Origin of the sequence: Pseudomonas sp. EMN2 (assembly GCF_009650555.1) — a bacterium.
Taxonomy (GTDB): domain Bacteria; phylum Pseudomonadota; class Gammaproteobacteria; order Pseudomonadales; family Pseudomonadaceae; genus Aquipseudomonas; species Aquipseudomonas sichuanensis.
In genome coordinates this window covers 22,709-39,997 of sequence record NZ_VZZR01000034.1, presented here as the reverse complement: position 1 = coordinate 39,997, position 17,289 = coordinate 22,709, and the positions used below count along the sequence as shown (strand labels likewise).

Below are 17,289 nucleotides of genomic sequence, written 5' to 3'. Positions count from 1 at the left end.
GCCGTGGGAGCGGGCTTGCCCCGCGATCAGGCCGAAACTGCGGCGTTCACACCTGCGCCACGGCCAATCATCCGTTTCATCCGCCATTCAAAGGCAAACGTCAGCGCCACCGACGCACACGCCAGCCCCAATGCCAGCCCCCACCAGATCCCCGGCGCCCCACCGCCGAGAGTGAAGGCGAACAACCAGGCACTCGGCGCCCCCACCAGCCAGTAGCACACCGCACCGATCAGGAAGGTGGTCCGGGCATCCTTCAAGCCACGGATCGAGCCCATGGCGATGGTCTGCACGCCGTCGAACAGCTCGAACCAGGCCGCCACCATCACCAGTTGCACCGCCAGCTGGAATATCGGCGCAAAGGCCGGGTCGTCACGGTTCACCAGCAAGCCCACCAGGTTGTCCGGCAGCAACAGGAACAGCGCGGCAAAGCCAAGCATCAGCGAGGCACCGAAACCGATCCCGACACGCCCGGCACTGCGCGCCGCCAGCAAGTTGCCGGCGCCGTAGTACAGGCCGACGCGCATGGTCACCGCATACGAAAGCCCAGTCGGCACCATGAACGCGGTCGAGACGATCTGCAGGGCGATCTGGTGTGCCGCAAGCTCGGTGCTGCCAAGCACGCCCATGCACAGCGCGGCGAAGGCGAACAGCCCGACCTCGACCATGTAGGTGCCGCCGATCGGCAGGCCCAGGCGCCACAGCTCGCGCAGCGCCGGCAGCGAAGGGCGCATCAGGCCCTTGCGCAGCGGGTAGGCGGCATAGGCCTTGTGCCAGCGGATGTACAGCGCCAAGGCGATGGCCATGCCCATCGACACCAGCGCAGTGACCAGGCCGATGCCCATCAGGCCCAGCTTGGGCAGGCCGAACATGCCCTCGATCAGCGCATGGTTGAGCAGGTAGTTGAGCACCGTGCCCACCAGGCTGATGACCATCACCGGCGTGGAGCGCCCCAGCGCACTGGTGAAGCCGCGCAGGGCCATGAACGTCAGGTAGCCGGGCAGGGCCAGCGGCAACAGGGTGAGGAACTGCATGGCCGCGTCGACGTTCTCCGGCCGCTGGCCGAACAGCAGCAGCGCCGGCTTGAGGTTCCACAGCACCAGCGCTGCCGCCAGCGCCAGGCCCCAGGCCAGCCACAGGCCACTCTGGGCCAGGCGGGTGGCGCCTTCGATGTCGTTGGCGCCCTTGCGGATCGCCACCAGGGTACCGACCGCGGCGATTATCCCCAGGCAGAAGATCGACACGAACGAATAGCTCGCCGCCCCCAGCCCGCCACCGGCCAGCGCCTGCGGGCTGATGCGGGCCATCATAAGGGTGTCGGTGAGCACCATCAGCATGTGCGCCAACTGCGAGGCGATCAGCGGCCCGGCCAGGCGCAGCAAAGCCTTGAGTTCGGTGGTGGGCGCGACGTGCATGGGCTTGTCCTTGTGGGTGATGCAATGAGCGAGCGGTCGATTCTGAGGCTTCGGTCAGCTTTGCACAAAAGGATAAAAGCGATCATTGCCATGAGTCTGACTCATGTATGTATGATCCAGTGCACTGCCTCCACGGCCCCGCATGCCAGGTACGCCATGTCCCGTCAGCTCCCTCCGCTGTATGCGCTGCGCGCATTCGAAGCCGCCGCGCGGCTGAGCTCATTCACCCGCGCCGGTGTCGAACTGTCGATTACCCAGAGTGCGGTCAGCCGGCATATCCGCACGCTGGAAGAGCACTTCGCCTGCCGCCTGTTCGTGCGCAGCGGCCGTAGCCTGCAACTGACCGAGGCCGCGCGGATGCTGCTGCCCGGCGTGCGCGACGGCTTCGCCGCGCTGGAGCGAGCCTGCGAAACTTTGCGCGGTGAAGATGACATCCTGCGCATGAAGGCGCCGTCTACCCTGACCATGCGCTGGCTGCTGGCGCGCCTGAGCCGCTTTCGCCACCTGCAGCCGGGCAACGAAGTGCAACTGACCAGCGCCTGGATGGACGTCGACCACGTGGATTTCAACCAGGAGCCGTTCGACTGCGCGGTGCTGCTCAGCGACGGTAACTTTCCGGCCGACTGGGAGGTACGCCGGCTGTTCAGCGAGCTGCTGATCCCGGTGGGGGCGCCGGACCTGCTCGACGATGCGCCCTGGGATGAGCGCCGGCTGGCCGGCATCGAACTGCTGCACCCCACCCCCGACAAGCGTGATTGGCGTGCCTGGCTGGCGCGCATGGGGCTCACCGACAAGGTGTCGCTCAAGGGTGGTCAGGTGTTCGACACCCTGGAGCTGGGCATGATCGCGGCTGCCCGGGGCTACGGGATCTCCATGGGCGATCTGCTGATGGTGGCCGAGGATGTGGCCCAGCGGCGCCTGAGCCTGCCCTGGCCGACGGCGGTGGCCAGCGGGCTGGATTATTACCTGGTGTGGCCCAGGACCCGGCCGGGGGGCGAGCGGTTACGCAGGTTGAGCGGTTTCTTGCAGGAGGAGGCGGTGGGGATGGACTTGCCGGATGTGCAGATACTTCCGGCGCAGGTGTAACAACCATCGCGGGGCAAGCCCGCTCCCACAGGGATCGCGCCAGCTTCCAAAAAATGAGCAAGACAGTTGCTCCTACAGGCTGCGTGGGAGCGGGCTTGCCCCGCGATTGGCGGCTGCCGCGATACCTTGCGCAAAACGTTTGCGAATACCCCGGCCCGACACTCAAGTATTCCCCCGCGACGCCGATCCACTGGCACCAGCGTCCCGGAAGAGGGCGCGATTCCCCCGTCGACAGGAAGCGGGTGGTCAGCGTGATCAGGACGATCCCGGCCTCTTGCCAGGAGCTCACCCATGTCTCAACCGCGTGCCCGTATCGCCTCGCAGCTCGGTATCGCCCTCGCCATCGTGCTGGCGCTGGTGATCACCGGCAGTACTCTGTTCGCCCTGCGTTCGCTGGACGACGCCAACCTCACCACCCGCCAGGCCCACCTGGGCAGCGAAGCGCGGCTGCTGGCCGACCAGCTGGACACCTTCCACGGCTCGCTCAGGGACAACACCCAGCGCCTCAGCGGGCTGTTCGAGCGCCGCTTCGCCACGGGCCTGGCCCTGCATGCGGGCGAGACGGTCAGCGTGGCCGGGGTCGCCACCCCGGCGCTGTACCTGGGCGAACACTTGCTGAACAACGATTTCCGTCAGGTCGACGAGTTCCAGCAGATGACCGCGGGGGTTGCCACCCTGTTCGTGCGCAGCGGCGATGACTTCGTGCGCATCAGCACCTCGCTGACCAAACAGGACGGCAGCCGCGCCATCGGCACCCAGCTCGACCGCCAGCACCCGGCCTACGCCAAGTTGATGGCCGGGCAGACCTACGTCGGCCGCGCCGTGCTGTTCGAGCGCAACTACATGACCCGCTACGTGCCGGTCAGTGACGGCAGCGGTCGGGTGATCGCGGTGCTGTTCGTCGGCTTCGACTACACCGACGCGCAAAACGCCCAGTTCGCCAACCTCAAGCGCTTCCGCATCGGCCAGACCGGCTCGCTGGCGCTGCTCGACGAGCAGGGCAAGTGGCTGGTGCCGCCGGCCGAGGTGCGTGACGGCGAGGCTGCGGCCCAGGCCATCAAAGGCCTCAAGGCCGGCGAAGGGCGCTTCTGGGAGAGCGCCGGCGTGCCGCAGTTCAGCGTCGCCATGCCGTTCGCCGAGGGCCCCTGGACCGTGGTGGCGAGCATGCCGCAGGCAGAAATCCGCGAGGTGACCTGGAGTGTCGGCCTGCGCCTGGCCATCGGCAGCCTGCTGGCCATGTTGCTGGCCGTGGTCGCCACGCTGTGGCTGCTACGCCGCAAGTTGCGCCCACTGGGTGACCTGGTGCGCCAGGCCGAGGCGCTGGGGGCCGGCAACCTCGATGCCCGCCTGAGCGTCACCAGCCATGACGAGATCGGCCAGCTGGCGCGCGGGTTCAACCAGATGGCCGATGCCCTGGCGACCATGGTCGAGCATATCCGCGAGGCCTCGGAGCAAGTCAGCGGCCGCGCCCGTTCGCTGTCGGGCCTGTCGTCCGGTGCCTGCGAGGGCATGGACCAGCAGTCCGGCGAGATCACCAGCATGGCCGGCGCGGTGGAAGAGTTCAGCGCCACCTCGATGAACATTGCCGACAACATGGCCGGCACCGAGCGCATGGCCCGCGACAACGCCCAGCAGACCCGCATCGGCCGCAATGCCATGGACGAAGCCTCGGCCTCGCTCAAGCAGATTGCCCAGGCGTTGGGCGGTACCGCGACGGTGATGGATACCCTGGGTGCCCGTTCCCAGGAGATCGGCGGCATCGTCGGGGTGATCACCGCGATCGCCGAACAGACCAACCTGCTGGCGCTCAACGCCGCCATCGAGGCGGCACGCGCCGGCGAGCAGGGCCGTGGCTTTGCCGTGGTGGCCGACGAGGTGCGTGGCCTGGCTGCGCGTACCCGTCAGGCCACCGATGAGATCTCTGGCATGATCGCCAGCATCCAGCAGCAGACCGGCCATGCCATCAGCACCCTGGAGCAGGGCAACCAGCTGATGCAGGAAGGTCTGGCGCGCAATGACAAGGTGGCCGAGGCCCTGGCGCGCATCGACGAGCAGAGCCGTACGGCGGGTGAGCAGTTCGCGGTGATCAGCACGGCGACCCAGGAGCAGAGCAGCACCGCGACGGTGCTCAGCCGGAATCTGCAGAGCATTGCCCAGGCCAACAGCGAGCAGCGTGATGTGGCCAATGAACTGGCCAATACCGCCCGCGAGCTGGAAGGGTTGGCGGGGCAGTTGAGGCAGGAAGTGGATCGGTTCCGCGTCCGACGCTGAAGCCATCGCGGGGCAAGCCCGCTCCCACGCAGTGGACTGCCCCCAAGAAGTTGGACACCAATCCAGCCCTTGGGGGTAGTCCACAGGCCTGAGTGCACTTGTGGGAGCGGCGGTGCGCCGATGCGACTTGCCCCGCGATGCATTCTGAAGCCTTACATCGAGCCCAGATCCAACGCCTGCGCACACGCCTGCAACGACCGCCGCTCGCTCTGCGCATACAACCCCAGCTCATCCTCCACCTTGAGCCCCAGCGCCGCCTCGAAGGCCTCGCGGTTGGCATTGCTGCCGTACTCGGCCTGGCCCTCGTCGCCCAGGTTGGACTGGAAGATCCCCGCCGCACTCACCGGCAGGAAATCCTCGTACACCAGCGCCTCGTAATGCACATGGCCAGCGTCGATCAGCCCTTGCAGGGTGGTCGGGCGATCCGCCTGATCGCGTGCGGCCAGGCCCTTCTCGGTCGCGAAGTAGCGGAAGTACGCCAGCCCCTGCTCGCGCATCTGCGCCAGGTCATCCGGGAACTCGGCAAACTGCGCCTCCAGCAGCGCCTTGTAGCGTTCGGCATTGGCCTCGGCCGGTACGCCGCCCAGGGCGGCGCGGGTGGCGTCGAGCAGGCGGTCGTACAGCTGGCGGCCCTTGGGCGTCAGCGCCGCGCCGCGCTGTTCGATCTCGCCGAAGCGCGCGGTGTGGCTGCCCTGGGCATCGCTGAAGGCGACCTTTTCCTGCAAGGCCTTGAAGCTGGTCTGCCGCAACAAGATCGGCTGGCGACGGGTGGGCGGGCCTTCGACCACGGCTTTGGGCGGGATGCCCTTGGCCGGCATGCCGACCTGGATCGCGTCGATGTCCAGGGTGCGTGGGGTCAGGTGATTGATGTGCGGGCCCTTGAATGCCACCACGTCGGCGATCAGGCGGTGCTGATCATGCAACTGCTGGTACTGCTCGGCGGTGACCGTGGCCTCCTGGTGCCAGCGGAAGGTGTGCAGGGCTTCGTTGACGAAGCGCTCGGCGTCGCTCGCGTTCAGGCCGCCGTCGCGTTCGCACTGGGCAATCAGCTCCAGCGCTCGCGGGGTGAAGATCTGCCGTTGGCTGAGGATGCCCTGGGCCAGTTCACGCAATTGCGGGTTGTCGATCAGCTCCAGGCGCAGCAGCGAGGTGAATACGCGGAACGGGCTGACGTGCAGCGACTGCTCGTGCACCGCGCGAAAGGCGGTGGAATGCACCGGCACACCGGCCGAACTGAGGTCGTAGTAGCCGACCGGGTGCATGCCCATCACCGCGAACAGCCGGGCGATGGTGGCGAGTTCTTCGGCGGTGCCGACACGGATGGCGCCGTGGCGCTCCTGGTCGAGGCGCTCGATCTCGCCGGTCCAGCGCAGGGCCTCGGCCACCTTGGGCTGCTCGGCCATGACTTGCTGGTTGATCTCGCTCACCAGCTCAAGCAGCGTGCCGTACAGGGGCACTTCCTGTTTGTACATGAGCGACATGGCGGCAGAGAACTGCGCGCGGATGCTGTCGGGGCTGACGAAATCGTGGGCGGGCATCGCAAGCTTCCTGGTTAGGTTCGGACGCTTACATGAAAGCTGGGAATGGAGTTGCCATACAAGCGAAAAAAAGTGGGTGTTTCATTCCTTTTTTGATCGACCTGAGGGCCCTATCGCGGGGCAAGCCCGCTCCCACGGTTCATGCGTGGGAGCGGGCTTGCCCCGCGATGGCTTCAGAGCTGCTCGCGCACCCACTCCACCAAAGCCCGCACCTTCGGCACCTCCGCCGCATGCTCGGCATACGCCAGGTAATGCGCGCCATTGCTCTTCATCGCATGGTCCCAGGCCAGCACCAGGCTGCCCTCGGCCAGCTCCCTGGCCACCAGATAGCGCGGCACCAGCGCCACCCCACAACCCGACTGCGCCGCGCTCAACGCCATATAGAACGTATCGAAACGCGGTCCGTGGTAGCTGTTGTCGGTGTGCAGCCCCTGTTCCAGGAACCACTCATGCCACGCCTCCGGGCGTGAGGCGCTCTGCAGCAGCACCAGGTCCGTCAGCGCACCCGCGTCCGCCAGCGTGCGCCCCTGCAGCAACTCCGGCGCACACACCGCCACCACCTCCTCGCCGAACAGCTCCACGCAGGTCGCCCCCGGCCAAGTGCCTTGGCCGTAGAAGAACACCACGTCCGCCGACCCTTGCAGCAGGGCGAATGGCTCCATCTCGTTGCGGATGTCCAGGTGGATGTTCGGGTGGCGCTTGCCGAAACCCTTGAGGTGCGGGATCAGCCAGCGCACGCCAAAACTCGGCTGAGTGGCTACCTTGAGTACTTCGGTCTGGGTGCCGTAGGTCTGCACGTAGCGGCTGGACATGTCGACCTGGGTGAGGATCTTGTTCACCTCGGCCAGGTACAACGAGCCCGCGGGGGTGAGCTGCAGGCGCCGACGGATGCGCAGGAACAGGTGGTGGCGCAGCATCTCTTCCAGCTGCGCGACCTGCTTGCTGACCGCGCTCTGGGTCAGGTGCAGCTCTTCGGCCGCGCGGGTGAAGCTCAGGTGGCGCGCCGCAGCCTCGAAGCACTGCAGGGCGGTCATGGACGGTACCAGGCGTTTGGACATAGCGGTCTCTGCGGCTCGATTCATTACCTGTCGGAATGATATGCGGAATAAAGGTCGTTTGTTGCACTTGTGTAATCGGATTAATACTGACCCACGTCATTTTCCAACCCTTCACACGATGAAAGGAGAAGCACAATGGTTGCTGGATTGCTCGAGCGTCTTGGCGTTGCCGCCACGGCTTACACCCAGGGCGACTACCCTGTCCACACCCCGATCGACGGCAGCCAGATCGCCTCGGTGAAACTGCTCGGCAAAGCCGACACCATTGCCCGCATCGACCAGGCCCAGCAGGCCTTCGAAGCCTGGCGCAGCGTGCCGGCCCCGCGCCGTGGCGAGCTGGTGCGCCTGTTCGGTGAAGTGCTGCGCGAGCACAAGGCCGACCTCGGCGAGCTGGTCTCGATCGAAGCCGGCAAGATCACCCAGGAAGGCCTGGGCGAAGTGCAGGAAATGATCGACATCTGCGACTTCGCCGTCGGCCTGTCGCGCCAGCTGTACGGCCTGACCATCGCCTCCGAGCGCCCGGGCCACCACATGCGTGAATCCTGGCACCCGCTGGGTGTGGTCGGCGTGATCAGCGCCTTCAACTTCCCGGTCGCCGTGTGGGCGTGGAACACCGCGCTGGCCCTGGTGGCCGGTAACTCGGTGGTGTGGAAGCCGTCCGAGAAGACCCCGCTCACCGCCCTGGCCTGCCAGGCGCTGTTCGAAAAAGCCCTGAAAGCCTTCGGCGATGCGCCGGCCGGCCTGAGCCAGCTGGTGATTGGCGGGCGCGAAGCCGGTGAAGCCCTGGTCGACGACCCGCGCGTGCCGCTGGTCAGCGCCACCGGCAGCACCCGCATGGGCCGTGAAGTGGGCCCACGTGTGGCGGCACGCTTCGGCCGCAGCATCCTCGAACTGGGCGGCAACAACGCCATGATCCTCGCCCCGAGCGCAGACTTGGACCTGGCCGTGCGCGGCATCCTGTTCTCCGCCGTCGGCACCGCCGGCCAGCGCTGCACCACCCTGCGCCGCCTGATCGTGCACCGTTCGATCAAGGATGAAGTGGTTGCCCGGGTCAAGGCCGCCTACGCCAAGGTGCGCATCGGCGACCCGCGCAAGGACAACCTGGTCGGCCCGCTGATCGACAAGCTGTCGTTCGACGCCATGCAAGGCGCGCTGGCCAAGGCCCGCGACGAAGGCGGCCAGGTATTCGGTGGCGAGCGTCAGCTGGCCGAGCAGTACCCGAACGCCTACTACGTGACCCCGGCCATCGCCGAAATGCCGGCCCAGAGCGACGTGGTGCGCCACGAAACCTTCGCGCCGATTCTCTACGTGCTGGCCTACGACGACTTCGAAGAGGCCCTGCGCCTGAACAACGAAGTGCCACAGGGCCTGTCGTCGTGCATCTTCACCACCGATATTCGTGAGGCCGAGCGCTTCCAGAGTGCCTCGGGCAGCGACTGCGGCATCGCCAACGTCAACATCGGCACCAGCGGCGCCGAGATCGGCGGGGCGTTCGGTGGCGAGAAAGAGACCGGCGGTGGCCGTGAGTCCGGCTCCGATGCCTGGAAAGGCTACATGCGTCGCCAGACCAACACCGTGAACTACTCGCGCGAGTTGCCGCTGGCGCAGGGTATCGTGTTCGACTGAGTCAGCCTTCCAGGCATCGTGGGAGCGGGCTTGCCCCGCGATGGCGTCTGATCAGACAACGCCATCGCGGGGCAAGCCCGCTCCCACGTCGATTCATCCTGCAACAAGAATAAAATTTTGCTGGAGCCGGGCCATGTCCGAACTGCGTCAAGAATGTCTGTGGGAACACGTCACCCGGCCGACCGTCGCCGCCCAGGCCCTGGCCGGCGAGCACAAGGCCGATGTCTGCGTGATCGGCGGCGGCATCACCGGGCTGTCCGCGGCCATCCACCTGCTCGAACAGGGCAAGTCGGTGATCCTGCTGGAAGCCTGGAAGATCGGCCACGGCGGCTCCGGGCGCAACGTCGGCCTGGTCAACGCCGGCACCTGGATCCGTCCCGATGATGTCGAGGCCACCCTCGGCCACAAGCAAGGCAGCCGCCTGAACAAGGTGCTGGGCGAGGCGCCGGGCGAGGTGTTCGCCATGATCGAGCGCCTTGGCATCGACTGCCAGGCCCAGCACAAAGGCACCCTGCACATGGCGCACAACGCCACCGGCATCGCCGACCTCGAAGCCCGCCACCAGCAATGGTCGCGCCGTGGCGCCGACGTCGAGCTGCTGACCGGCGCGCAGTGCCAGGAATACTGCGGTACCGACAAGATTTCCGCCGCGCTGCTCGACCGCCGCGCCGGCACCATCAACCCCATGGGCTATACCCAGGGCCTGGCAGGCGCCGTGGCCCGCCTGGGCGGCAAGCTGTTCCAGCAGTCCGCTGTCGAGGGCCTGGAGCGCGACGGCGACGCCTGGCGGGTGAAGACCGCGCGCGGCGCGGTGCGCGCGGACAAGGTGGTGATTTCCACCGGCGCCTACACCGAAGGCGACTGGAGCAACCTGCAGAAGCAGTTCTTCCGTGGCTACTACTACCAGGTGGCCTCCAAGCCCTTGCACGGCGCCGCTGCCGACAAGGTCCTGCCCCATGGCCAGGGCTCGTGGGACACCCGCACCGTGCTCAGCAGCATCCGCCGCGACGACCAGGGCCGCCTGCTGCTCGGCAGCCTTGGCCGGGTCGACAACAAGCCGGCATGGTTCGTGCGCAGCTGGGCCGACCGCATCCAGAGCCACTACTACCCGGAGCTGGGCAAGGTCGAGTGGGAAATGCACTGGACCGGCTGCATCGACTTCACCCCCGACCACCTGATGCGTCTGTTCGAGCCGGCGCCGGGGCTGGTGGCGGTGACTGGCTACAACGGCCGTGGCAACACCACCGGCACGGTGATCGGCCGGGCGTTCGCCGAGTTCTTGCTCAAGGACGAGCCGGACAGCCTGCCGATTCCGTTCTCGCCAATGAAACCGGTGAGTGCGCCGTCGCTGCGCACGGCGTTCTATGAGTCGGGGTTCTCGCTGTATCACGCCGGGCAGTGCCTGCGCGTGGTGCTGTAACCCGCCCTCAGGGTTGCCCAACGACAAAAAGCCGCGTCCCCAGGGGGCGCGGCTTTTTGTCGTTGGGCGGGGTCAGCTGAGCAGGTTCTTCACATTGTTCATCGCCTCATCGGCAAAGCCCTGCAGGAACGCCTGGAAGCCTGGCAGCGCCTCGGGCCCGCCTTGCTGGGGTTCGGCCTGGATGGTCCAGGTGGCGCGGCTGTGGCCGCCATCGAGCGCCTCCACGGCCATCGCCGCCCACAGGTTGCCGATGTTCAGGCTGGTGTAGATCAGGCTCCAGGTCATGTGCATGGCCTGCTCGTCACGCGAGTTGAGCTGTTCGATCACCACGTTGCCGTCCTTGAACAGCTTCTTGCGTACCGAACGCACGCCGCTGCCGGTCATGTCGATGTGCGCCAGCGCGGGGATGAACACCGGGAAGCCGGCGAAGTTGCCGACGATGTTCCAGACGCTGGCGGCGGGCGCGGCGATGTCGACGCTGGACACCACCCGGCAGCCTTCGGGGTTGCGGATCAGGGTATCGGGCTTGAGTGCTTGCATGTGGTATTGCTCCGGTTGTGGGTGAAGGTCAGATAAAGCCGATGTCGGCCAGGTAGCGGCAGCCACGGCGCAGCAGCGCCGGGCTCTTGCTCGGGTAATGGCTGCCCATGCGCCGCACACCGGCGCGGGCGTTGTCGTGGGCGATGCCGCCGATGTCGCCGATGTCTTCGCCGAAGCCGTCCAGGTAGAAACCGAGGACGTCATACAGCGCGTTGTCGCGGTCGATCCGGCGCAGGCGCTGTTGCCAGTGCTCGACGCTGACCAGCTCGAAGGCATGGCCCTGTTCGCGGAACGACGCCAGGTAATCGCTCCAGCGCAGCGGCTCGGGGTTGTGCAGGTTGAACACGCATTCGCCGGGCTGGTGGCGGCTGCTGTGGAAGGCGATGAAACGGGCGAGGAAGTCCACCGGCATCAGGTCGAAATCGATCTCCAGGCGCGGCACCTGGCCCAGCTGCAGCGAACCCTTGAGCATCAGCATCAGGCGGTTGCTGTGGGGCTGGCAGACGCCGGTGCGGCTGTCGAAGGTGATGTTGCCGGGGCGGAACAGGTTGACCCACACTCCTTGCGCGCGGGCGCGCTGCAGGATGCGTTCGCCGACCCATTTGCTCAGGTTGTAGCCGTTGCGGATGTACAGCGGCGGTGTCGCCGCAGGCTCGGCCTCGAGCACCTGGCCGGCGTTGTCCACGGCACTGCAGGCGGACAGGGTCGAGACGAAGTTGAAGATTTTCTTGCGCCGGCCCTCGCACAACTGCAGGCATTCGAACAGCGGCTCGATGTTGTCGGCGGCCAGCGCCTGGTAGTCGAGCACATGGTTGACCTGCGCTGCGTTGTGCAGCAGCGCGCCGTAGTGTGCGTCCAGGTAGTCGTAGTCGGCCTGGGCCAGCCCCAGGCGCGGCTGGCGCAGGTCGGCTTCGAACACCCGCACGCGGGCCATGTCCAGCGCCAGCTGGTTGTCATGCAGAGCCTGGGCGAATCGTTGCTCAGCCGTGAGGCCGTCGCCGCGGCGCACCAGGCAGGCCACTTCGGTGGCGCCCCAATCCAGCAGCGCCTCGACCAGGTGCACGCCGACGAAGCTGTTGGCGCCGGTGACGATCACCTTGTGCACATCGCCCAGCTGTTCCACCGGCAGCACCCGCAGGCCCAGTTCGCGCAGCGCATCCTGTTCCGGGCGGGCCAGCGGGTCCTGCTGCACGGCCTCGACACCGTCGAGCAGCGCCCCCAGGCGTTGCACGGTCGGTTGCTCGATGAAGCGGTTGATCGCCACCCCCTGGCCGAAGCGCTCACGCACTTCCAGCAGCAGGCGCGACAGCAGGATCGAGTGGCCCCCCAGGTTGAAGAAGCTGTCGTCGATGGCGATATCTGCCTGGGGCAGTTCCAGCAGTTCGCTCCACACCTCGCGCAACTGATGCTCGGTGGCGGTCTGCGGTTGCAGGTGCTGCTGCGCCGCCAAGGCCAGTGGCCGCAACAGCAGGGCCTGGCGGTCGACCTTGCCATTGGCGGTGTAGGGCATCTGCTCCAGCACCTGGTAGAACATCGGGCGCATGTAGTCGGGCAGGCTGCTTTCGGCGTGCTCGCGCAACCGCGCCTGGGCGTCGGCGTCTTGCGGGTGGGCGAGGAAGGCCAGCACCCGCCGCTGGGGGTCGATCACCACCGCCACCTGGGCGAACAGGCGGGCGTCGCGCAGGCAATGCTCGATCTCCTCGGGCTCCACGCGAAAGCCGCGGATCTTCACCTGGTTGTCGCGTCGCCCGCACAGCTCGATGCCCTGGGCGGTCCATTTGCCGATGTCACCGGTGCGGTAAGCCCTGAGCGAGCGGCCATCGGGCAGGCTCAGTTCGACGAAGCGCTCGGCCGTCAGCAGCGGATTGTTCAGGTAACCCAGGCCGACGCCGGGCCCGGCGATGTACAGCTCGCCGGGGGTCTGCTCCAGCACCGGGCGCAGGGCTTCATCGAGGATCAGCACCTGGGTGTTGGCGATCGGCCGGCCGAGGTTGCGGTTGCTGTCCTCCGGCGTCATTACCCGCGTGGTGGCCAGCACCGTGGTTTCGGTCGGGCCGTAGATGTTGTGCATCCGGCATTGCCCGGCCAGCCGCGCGATCACCTCGGGCTCGCACACATCGCCCCCGGTGATCAGGTGCTGCAGGCCCAGTTGTTGGTCACGCGGCAGGATGCTCAGCAGGGCCGGCGGCAGGAACGCATGGGTGATTTCCTGGCTGTGGATAAGTGCCAGCAGTTGCTGCGGGTCGCGGCGCTGGTCTTCGCTGGGCAGCACCAGTTCGGCACCGCAGGCGAAGGTTGGCAGGATGTCCAGCAAGGAGGCGTCGAAGCCGATGGTGGAAAACTGCAGTACCCGGCTGTACCGCTCCAGTGCCACGTGCTCGCGATACCAGGCCATGAAATGCATCAGGTTGCCCTGGCTGAGCAGCACGCCTTTCGGCTGGCCGGTGGTGCCGGAGGTGTAGATCGCCACGCAGGCTTGCCCGACGTGCGCTTCGCGCAGTACCAGGCTCGGCAGCGCAGGGCCCTGCAACGGCGCTATGTCACGTACGTCCAGTTGGGCGATGGCGGCAGGCAGCTGGCCGTCATGCAGCAGCACGCAGGCGCCGGCATCGTCGAGGATGCGTTGGCGTCGCGCCGCGGGCGTGGCCGGGTCCAGCGGCAGGTAGATGGCGGCGCAACCCAATACCGCCAGCAGGCTGGCGTAGAGCTCGGGCGACTTGCCCATGCACACCGCCACCACCGGCGGGGACGTGTCAGTGCCGTCCAGCAGCGGAAGCAGGGCTTGCTGGATGGCGGCTGTGCGGGCGTGCAGCTAGCGATAGTTGTGGCGCTGGCCAGCGTAATGCAAGGCCGGGGATGCGGCGTGCCGGCGCAGGCTCTGCTCCAGCTGCCCGACCAGGCTGTCCTGGGCGCGCTCCAGCAGGTCGGCACGCAGCGCGCGGTTGAACGGGTGCCGGTAGGCCAACGCCTCCAGCCAGCCCAGGCCGTGCTCGTGTTCGCCAGCGCCGGGGCTGACCGCCGGCGCCTCCTGCAGGTACTGCGGGTTGCGGGCAAAGCGGGTGACGTGCAGGGCCAGTTGATCGCACAGGGCCTGCAAGGTGTCCTGGTGCAGTTGCTGGCCATTGCCCGAATCCGGCGCTTGTACTTCCAGCCTGTCGATCAGGCGTTGGGCACTGGCGCTGCCGCACCAGCACAGGGTTTCCAGGTGCGGCAAGGTTTCGCCCAAGCGGGCGCCCAGGCGCAGCCTGAGCAAGGGCGTGCTGCCCAGTGCCTGCCAGTCGCCGCTGGCCAGGGCCAGGCTGCCGTCGTCCACCACCAATGCAGTGGCGGGCGACAGCTCCCGGCGCAGGGCCTGCGCGCTGTCCGCTGTGGTGGTGCCATGGCCATGTTCGTCGAGCAGGTGGGCAAAGGCGCCGATGGCGGGGCTGGTGCCCACCAGGAGTATGTCGAGGCGTCTCATGATCGGGTCCTCAGGGCAAGTAGTCGCGCAGCGCGTCCTGCACGCAGGCCGACTCGAGCATCGAGCTGCTGCGCAGGAAACGCAGGATGTTGCCCAGCAGCGGGTGCTGGTGGTTGATCGGGTAGGCCAGGCCCCGAGCCTCCTCGCGCAGGGCTTCGCGCACCGCCTCGTCCACCGGCAGCGCGGCGATCAGGGCGAAGTCGAAGGCCTGCTGGATGTCGTTGGTCAGGTACTGGCCGAGGAACACCGGCAGTACCTTGGCGATCGCTTGCCGGTCGGCCTCTGGCGCGGCCTGCCAGTAGATCCGTGTGAGGCGAGCCCAGAAGCTCGAATGGCGGCCTTCGTCGAGCAGGTGGTCGGCCATCAGCCCCTTGACCGATGGCTTGACCGAATCATCCCGGGCGAACGCCGCGACATCGTCGGTCAGGGTGTTCTCGGCGATGCCCACGCACACCAGCTCAAGCGCGTCGCGCAACGCTTCGGGCACCTGCTCCAGGGCCGCCGGGATGGCCCGGCTGAGCTCGATTTCCTGGGGCAGGGCGAGCGGCGCGATGCCGGTCAGGGCGATGGTCTGCTGCAGGAAGTCCATGGCCACCAGGGCGTGGTAGTCCTCGTCGACCACCACGGTCATCGCGTCGTAGCGGCAGGCGAACGGGAAGCGCACGGCGAAGCGATCCTTGGCGATGCGCCGGGCGGTGCGGTCGACGATCTCGGTCTCGAAGATCACCACGTCGTTGATGAACTTGTAGAGGCTCTGCACCAGCACGAAATCGCGCAACTGCGGGCATTCGCGCTGGAAGGCGGCACCCAGCACCAGCGGCTGGCGGCTCAGGGGGTAGATCAGGCGCTGGTCGTCCTCCACCTGGCGCCGGGGCCGGGTGCGGATAGTCGCGCGCGCCTCCCAGGCATCGGCGAAGGAGCGGTAGTCCACGGCGTTCATGGGCTGACCTCGGCGACCGGTGCCTGCAGCGCGGCGCGCAGGCGATCCCACAGGGCCATGCGGCTTTCCACGGCGGCGATGGCGGCGGCATAGACCTCTTCCTGGCGCACCGGGTCGTGCTCGACCAGGCGGGCCAGCAACTGCTCGGCGGCGGGGCCGTGGTCCTCGGAGTCGACTTCGATGTGGCGCTGCAGGTAGTAACGGAAGGTCGGGGCCTGTTCGTTGCCAATGCCCCACTCGTCGAGGATCTGCTGGAACATGGTCGGGATGACGCTTTCCCGGCCATGCAGGAAGGACGCGGCCACACGGTGGGCAGGCGCATGCAGGGCCACTTCGAGGGTATCGCGCACGAAACGCTGCGCGGCGTCGCTGGCTTCGCAACGCACCAGGGCGCTGAGCGCATCGACGCCTTGCTGCTGCAGGCTGATGAAGCGCTCGATGGCCTGGGTGTTGGCGCCGACCTCGCGCATGGCGTCCAGGTACAGCTCGAAATGGCTGTAATGGCCGTGGTCGAGGCGGTCGTCCGACTCCTCGCCGAGCACGATCTCGTTGATCAGCCGTGCGGCGGCCGGGTCGGCAGGGGGCAGCCAGGGCAGGCTGACGCAGGTCAGTTCCTGCTGCAGGCGCTTGGTCAGCGACATGAAGTCCCATACCGCGAATACATGGGTTTCCATGAAGCGTCGCAAGGTCGCCAGCGAGTCGATCTCAGAAAACAGCGGGTGCTGGGAAAGTACATATTTTTTTTGGTCGAGTGTGCGCTTCAATGTGCTCATGGAGGCTCCATTGGTTGTAGGTTTAAGTGTGGCAAGTTGTCGGCGCTCACTATATTCAGGGCGAGCAAGTGCCCCGAACAAAGTTTCGCTGCAGATCAATAAGCCCAGGCCGCATGGGTTGTTGCGGGCTGCTGTTCACGGTTGCCTCCGCGCTTTTGCTCGGGGCGAGACAGAACTTAAAACAATGACAAAGTTTGCTGCAATTGTTTTTTTAATTATTTTAAAGTTTGAGAATTTACAAGTTGAGTGGGTGCGTTAAAACTTATTCGGAAGTTTTAATTTGGCAATAAGTGCTCCTTCCGATAATTAACTATCAGAAAAACAAACAAGGAGTGAATGCTTCACTCGGAGCACTGATGAATGGGTGTTGAAGACGTTGAACTGTTAAGGGGCGGCTGATCGTGCTGCGGCCCTGGCCCCGGTGGCAGGCTCCTTCTGCGGGTGGAAGTGGCTGCGGGCGGCCAGGTCCGCTTGAAGATCAACGGCCGCTGCAGTGTGTAGAGTGTGCTCAAAAGGCTGGCGCCGCCATGGTCTGCGAAGGACCGGGCGTTGCAGGTGCCGAGATAACGGGCGTGAAAACAGGTGGTGTCAGGCGAAACAGAGAAGCCCAAGGTGGGCATTGAGGATGTTGATCAGGCGTTGGTCGCCTGGCCAACTTTGGGCCGGCAGCTCGACAAGCTCGAGCTCCCGGTGGGCAAGGCGCTGCCAGCCAAGCATGGCGGCTAGCGTGTCGGGGGGATAGAACGCGGTCACCGGCACCTGCAGGTGCTCGGTTTGGACTCCCTCGGTGGCTTCAGGGCTGTCACAGCTGGATACAAACAAGCGACGGGTTTGCCCTGGGTTGCTGCGCTGTGCCAGGTAGGCCAGGGCCAGCGCCAGGTGTGTGGCTTCATCCTGGGCAAACAGGGCGTGGGGGTGAGCCAGGAAGGGTTGCAGCCGGCTGGCCAGGGTGCGGGCGAGCATAGGGAGGGACTGTGGAGCGTAGGGCCCATCGGCGTGCGCAGTGGCGCTGATGTCGACGGCGACCAGTTCGATGGGGTCGCTCAAGGCACGGGACCAGGTGCGGTACTGGATCAGCTGCTGGCGCTTGCTGGCCAGGCAGATCAGGCGAATGCCGGGTAGCTGCGCGGGAGCTCTTGCCTGTGGGGTGTGCTCGTGCACGGGC

Annotated in this window: 11 protein-coding genes and 2 pseudogenes; 5 read left to right on the top strand and 8 right to left on the bottom strand. The window is 66.5% G+C overall.

Annotation, left to right across the window (positions count from 1 at the left end):
- Nucleotides 1-26: 26 nt before the first annotated feature.
- A complete protein-coding gene (locus F6X61_RS11325; protein ID WP_153786722.1) occupies nt 27-1,412 on the bottom strand; it encodes a NorM family multidrug efflux MATE transporter in 1,386 nt (461 codons plus the stop codon).
- 156 nt (nt 1,413-1,568) lie between these two features.
- Here F6X61_RS11325 and F6X61_RS11320 point away from each other — a divergent pair, with 156 nt between their 5' ends.
- The 3 genes and pseudogenes from F6X61_RS11320 (at nt 1,569) to F6X61_RS27575 (ending at nt 4,769) form a co-directional block, all read left to right on the top strand.
- Entirely contained in the window at nt 1,569-2,498 is a 930-nt protein-coding gene (locus tag F6X61_RS11320; RefSeq protein WP_153786721.1) for a LysR substrate-binding domain-containing protein, read from the top strand.
- Nucleotides 2,499-2,789: 291 nt separating this feature from the next.
- A pseudogene (locus F6X61_RS27580) lies at nt 2,790-3,902 on the top strand (Cache 3/Cache 2 fusion domain-containing protein); the annotation flags it as partial.
- The gene (locus F6X61_RS27575) at nt 3,900-4,769 is read left to right on the top strand and encodes a methyl-accepting chemotaxis protein (protein WP_371923690.1); all 870 of its coding nucleotides are present in this window, start codon (nt 3,900-3,902) and stop codon (nt 4,767-4,769) included. The pseudogene F6X61_RS27580 and the gene F6X61_RS27575, both read left to right, overlap by 3 nt.
- A gap of 152 nt (nt 4,770-4,921) precedes the next feature.
- On the opposite strand, the gene F6X61_RS11310 is transcribed toward F6X61_RS27575, so the two are convergent.
- Together F6X61_RS11310 and F6X61_RS11305 are read right to left on the bottom strand one after the other, a co-directional pair.
- Nucleotides 4,922-6,307 carry a VOC family protein gene (locus F6X61_RS11310; protein ID WP_153786719.1) on the bottom strand — a complete coding sequence of 462 codons (1,386 nt, stop codon included), beginning with the start codon at nt 6,305-6,307 and terminating at the stop codon, nt 4,922-4,924.
- A 173-nt stretch (nt 6,308-6,480) separates the two neighbouring features.
- Nucleotides 6,481-7,365, bottom strand: coding sequence for a LysR family transcriptional regulator (locus tag F6X61_RS11305; protein ID WP_153786718.1), 885 nt, complete (start codon nt 7,363-7,365; stop codon nt 6,481-6,483).
- Between the two features lie 135 nt (nt 7,366-7,500).
- Between F6X61_RS11305 and F6X61_RS11300 the strand changes: the two genes are divergently transcribed.
- Complete coding sequence (locus F6X61_RS11300) at nt 7,501-8,991, top strand: aldehyde dehydrogenase family protein (protein ID WP_110992028.1); 1,491 nt, start codon at nt 7,501-7,503, stop codon at nt 8,989-8,991.
- Nucleotides 8,992-9,124: 133 nt separating this feature from the next.
- Nucleotides 9,125-10,411 carry an FAD-binding oxidoreductase gene (locus tag F6X61_RS11295; protein ID WP_153786717.1) on the top strand — a complete coding sequence of 429 codons (1,287 nt, stop codon included), beginning with the start codon at nt 9,125-9,127 and terminating at the stop codon, nt 10,409-10,411.
- A 72-nt stretch (nt 10,412-10,483) separates the two neighbouring features.
- Here the strand turns inward: F6X61_RS11295 and F6X61_RS11290 are convergent, their stop codons facing one another.
- The 5 genes and pseudogenes from F6X61_RS11290 to F6X61_RS11270 form a co-directional block, all read right to left on the bottom strand.
- Nucleotides 10,484-10,951 (bottom strand): SRPBCC family protein, encoded by a 468-nt coding sequence (locus F6X61_RS11290; RefSeq protein ID WP_153786716.1) that lies wholly within the window; start codon nt 10,949-10,951, stop codon nt 10,484-10,486.
- A 28-nt stretch (nt 10,952-10,979) separates the two neighbouring features.
- A pseudogene (locus F6X61_RS11285) lies at nt 10,980-14,411 on the bottom strand (amino acid adenylation domain-containing protein).
- Nucleotides 14,412-14,421: 10 nt separating this feature from the next.
- On the bottom strand, nt 14,422-15,351 hold the full coding sequence (locus F6X61_RS11280) for a diiron oxygenase (RefSeq protein WP_153786715.1): 930 nt from the start codon (nt 15,349-15,351) through the stop codon (nt 14,422-14,424).
- Entirely contained in the window at nt 15,348-16,124 is a 777-nt protein-coding gene (locus F6X61_RS11275) for a DUF3050 domain-containing protein (RefSeq protein WP_153786714.1), read from the bottom strand. Before F6X61_RS11275 ends, F6X61_RS11280 begins: the two co-directional genes overlap by 4 nt.
- A gap of 588 nt (nt 16,125-16,712) precedes the next feature.
- Nucleotides 16,713-17,285: a hypothetical protein gene (locus F6X61_RS11270; RefSeq protein ID WP_153786713.1), complete on the bottom strand. Its 573-nt coding sequence runs from the start codon at nt 17,283-17,285 to the stop codon at nt 16,713-16,715.
- Nucleotides 17,286-17,289: the final 4 nt, after the last annotated feature.

Excerpts from the sequence above, each read along its gene's own strand:
- F6X61_RS11305 (WP_153786718.1), bottom strand. The coding sequence starts at position 7,365 with ATGTCCAAACGCCTGGTACCGTCCATGACCGCCCTGCAGTGCTTCGAG.
- F6X61_RS27575 (WP_371923690.1), top strand. The coding sequence starts at position 3,900 with ATGGCCGATGCCCTGGCGACCATGGTCGAGCATATCCGCGAGGCCTCG.
- F6X61_RS11275 (WP_153786714.1), bottom strand. The coding sequence starts at position 16,124 with ATGAGCACATTGAAGCGCACACTCGACCAAAAAAAATATGTACTTTCC.
- F6X61_RS11310 (WP_153786719.1), bottom strand. The coding sequence starts at position 6,307 with ATGCCCGCCCACGATTTCGTCAGCCCCGACAGCATCCGCGCGCAGTTC.
- F6X61_RS11300 (WP_110992028.1), top strand. The coding sequence starts at position 7,501 with ATGGTTGCTGGATTGCTCGAGCGTCTTGGCGTTGCCGCCACGGCTTAC.
- F6X61_RS11290 (WP_153786716.1), bottom strand. The coding sequence starts at position 10,951 with ATGCAAGCACTCAAGCCCGATACCCTGATCCGCAACCCCGAAGGCTGC.
- F6X61_RS11320 (WP_153786721.1), top strand. The coding sequence starts at position 1,569 with ATGTCCCGTCAGCTCCCTCCGCTGTATGCGCTGCGCGCATTCGAAGCC.
- F6X61_RS11325 (WP_153786722.1), bottom strand. The coding sequence starts at position 1,412 with ATGCACGTCGCGCCCACCACCGAACTCAAGGCTTTGCTGCGCCTGGCC.
- F6X61_RS11295 (WP_153786717.1), top strand. The coding sequence starts at position 9,125 with ATGTCCGAACTGCGTCAAGAATGTCTGTGGGAACACGTCACCCGGCCG.
- F6X61_RS11280 (WP_153786715.1), bottom strand. The coding sequence starts at position 15,351 with ATGAACGCCGTGGACTACCGCTCCTTCGCCGATGCCTGGGAGGCGCGC.